The following is a 3,390-nucleotide window of genomic DNA, read 5'->3' on the forward strand; positions in this document are numbered from 1 at the left end:
AGACGGCGACGAACTCGTCAGCGGGCAGATCGAACTCCGCCCGGGCCCGCGCGCGCCGCTGCTCGTCGGCCGGGGTGGACACCGACGGCACCCCGCAGGCCGACGCCTCCCCACCGGCGCCGTAGCTCTCCGACCAGGACGACACGACGTTCACGTCCGCCGCGGCGTAGTACGGCGACACGTCGGTGACGCTTTCCACCCAGCGGATTCGGTCCGCGCCCGGCAGCGTCGCGGACCACGCCCGCAGCCGGTCCCGGTACTGCTCGCCGGCCTCGCCGTAGCCGCCGCCGAGCAGGATCAGGGTGCCCTCACCGCCCCGCTCGACGAACCGGGCCCACGCCGCGAGCAGCACCTCGTGGCCCTTCACGCCCTGGCCGGGCCGAACGAGCCGCTTCGGCGGGTAGAAGTACGCGACGCAGACGGCGACGAACTCGTCAGCGGGCAGATCGAACTCCGCCCGGGCCCGCGCGCGCCGCTGCTCGTCGGCCGGGGTGAACCGCGCCAGGTCAACGCCGTAGGACAGGGTGCGCAACCGGTGCGCCGGCACGCCGAGCGCCGCGTAGCGCGCCGCGATGTCGCCGCTGGACGCGATCAGCATGTGGTCAAGCCGGCACAGGACCCGCTCGACCCGCCGGATCAGCCCGTTGTCCAGGTACAGCGGTCCGGCGACCATGTGCACCCGGGTGATCCGGGTGCCCAGCGTCGCCAGCCGGGCCGCGAGGGCGGAGGCGTACAGGTGGTAGTGCACGACGTCGACGTCCAGGGCACGCAGCAACGTCCGCAGCCGCCGGACGCCCACGAGCTGCGCGAGCGGTGACCCGCCGCGCAGCGGGGCGGGACTCTCGACGACCTCGACGCCCAGTGCCGCCAGTTCCCGCGCCACCCGGCTCTCGGCGTGGTGCGGCGCCGGCAGCAGAACGACGACCTCGTCGCCCGCCGCCCGCTCGGCCAGCACCTGCGGAATGATCCACAGCGGGCCGTCGCCGGTCTTCACCAACGTGGCGATCCTCATGCCGAACGCTCCTCCTCAACGGTGACCGGAGCCTGCGCCGGGTCCGCGGTGCGCGACGGTTGCCCGGGAGGCGACGGATCCGGGCGCCGGGCCACCCACAGGCAGGCCCGCCCCGACAGGTGGGCCGCGCCGAGCAGGTCCAGCCCGGCCTCCAGCACCCGCAGCCGCCTGCGCTCGACCCGGGCCGCCACGGCCCGGCCCGGCCCGGTGAACTCCAGCACGGTGGCCAGCGCCCCGTAGGGATGCGCCCGCACCCGCTCGAAGCCGACCTCGCGCAACACCACGGTCAGCTCCGCCGGGGTGAACGCGTACTGGTAGAATTCCCCGGCGCCCCGCTCCGGACCCCTCCGCAGCATCGGGCTGACCCGCAGCATCGAGCCGACCCGCAGCATCGAGCCGACCCGCAGCATCGAGCCGACCCGCAGCATCGGGCTGAAACAGGGCGTCGAGACCAGTGCGATCCCGCCCGGGCGCAGCACCCGCAGGGTTTCGCGCAGCACCTCGTGCGGGCCCTCGACGAAGTGCTCGCAGACCCCGGGCGAGTAGACGGCGTCGTAGTACCCGTCGGGCGCGTCGAGCCGGCGGACGTCGCCCTGCCACACCCGCAGCTCCGGCGCCGCCGTCCGCAGCCGCTCCACGGTTCGCGGCGCCCAGTCGACCGCCTCGGCGGTGAAGCCCCGGGCCGCCATCGCGACGCTGAACTCCCCCGGCCCACAGCCGGCCTCCAGCACCCGTCCGCCGGGGCGCAGGTGGCGGCGCACGGCCCGGCGCAGGTGCGGCGGGAGATGCCCGCCGCGGGCCCGGCGGTAGTCCACCGGTTGGTCGTCCCACAGCCGGTCCCAGTAGTCGGCGTCGGCGGCCTGCCGGTAGAAGACCAGTCGGGGGCCGTGCGTGCCCGGGCGGACGACGAGGGTGGCCCGCGGCCTGTCCGCCGGCGCCGGCGTCGGCGGGGAGGGGGACGGTCGGTCCGTGCCGGCGAGGTTGGTGGTCACGATGATCCCTTTCCGAGGGTGGCCGGCGGTCCGTCACGTCGTGGTTCTTCCGCGGGCCGCTGCGCCGGGGTGGCGCCCGGTGCGAGCTCCCCGCGCAGCGCGAGGCGGGTCAGGACGGACATGAGGGTGTAGGCGACGATGCTCGCGATCGCGCCGCCGGCGGGCCCGAGCCACGGCACCAGGACGGGATAGGTCGCCACCGACAGCAGCAGTCCGACCAGGCCGACTCCGCCGGCCGCGCGGGTGCGGCCCAGGCCGGTCAGCACCCGGCACTCGATCAGGAACGGGGCCAGCAGCAGTTCCGCCGCCAGCAGCAGCCGCATCGGCGTGACGGCCCCGGCGTAGCCCGGCCCGAACAGGGTCCGCAGCAGCCATGGCGCGAGCAGCATGAGCACGCCGGCGGCGACCAGCAGGATCACGCAGACCACGCGAGTCGCCCGCGCCAGCGCCGGTCGGGACAGCCGGCCCCGGGCGGCGCGGTGGAACACCACCTGGCCGACGGAGCCGGGCAGCAGGCGCAGCGCCTCGCAGCTCGCCGACGCGATCGAGTACACCGCCGCGGCGGGCGCGCCGCCGAAGGCGGCGACGAGCAGGCGGTCGAACCGGAAGGCGACGGTCGCGCCCATGTTGAGCCCGAGCGCCGGCAGCCCCTTCCCGATCAGCAGCTGCCACGCCACCTGGTCGTGCCGCGGCCGCGTGGGCACCCCCGACCGGGCCAGGGCAGCCACGCAGACGACGGCCTGCACGACCCATCCCGCGGCCAGGACCACCAGGATGTGCTCCAGCGAGGGGTGATGCGGCCCGACGACCAGCAGGCCCAGCTGAACCAGCCCGGTGCCGGCGACGATCCCGGCGGCCAGCCGGATCGAGCCGGCGGCGTTGAGCGCGTCCAGCGTCTGGTTCGCGAGCATGTTCGCCGCGGCGAGCCCCGCCGCCGCGAGCACCAGGCCCGCGTCGACCCGTGCACCGCCGGACAGGGTGAGCACGAGCATCGACGCCCCGGTGATGGGGACGACGGCGATCGGCGTCATGGCCAGCGTCAGGCCCAGGTAGTCGCCGAGGGAGACCGGTGGGTCGGGCAGGCCGAAGAAGTGCCGGAACGCGACGTTGGTGCCGAGGCCGCCGACGAGCGCGCCGAACGCGGAGACGGTGAGCACCACCACCAGCGCGCCGCGCCCGGCCAGCGGGAGCATCCGCGCGGTGAGCACCGCCTGGCCGAGGCTGGCGAGGGCGGCGAGGCCCAGCCAGCCGGTGATGACCGCGCCGGCCCGCCCGATGGTGGGCAGGCGGTGCACCTCGTCGGGTACCGGTGCCCGCGGCACCGGCATCGCCGCGATGGCCGGCTCCGGCGCCGTCGGTGCCGCGACGACGGGCAGCTCGGGCAGT

3 protein-coding genes are annotated in these 3,390 nt (G+C 75.8%); all 3 read right to left on the reverse strand.

The window, feature by feature from the left end:
* The coding region (locus MXD58_RS23270) for a glycosyltransferase (RefSeq protein WP_250609918.1) at nt 1–1,012 on the reverse strand (1,012 nt) is incomplete at its 3' end.
* Nucleotides 1,009–2,004, reverse strand: a complete 996-nt coding sequence (locus MXD58_RS23275; protein WP_248839496.1) for a class I SAM-dependent methyltransferase — start codon at nt 2,002–2,004, stop codon at nt 1,009–1,011. The genes MXD58_RS23275 and MXD58_RS23270, both read right to left, overlap by 4 nt.
* Nucleotides 2,001–3,390, reverse strand: a 1,390-nt coding sequence (locus MXD58_RS23280; protein ID WP_250609919.1) for a lipopolysaccharide biosynthesis protein, incomplete at its 5' end; no start/stop codon positions are given. The genes MXD58_RS23280 and MXD58_RS23275, both read right to left, overlap by 4 nt.

Source organism: Frankia sp. AgKG'84/4, assembly GCF_023242965.2.
Taxonomy (GTDB): domain Bacteria; phylum Actinomycetota; class Actinomycetes; order Frankiales; family Frankiaceae; genus Frankia.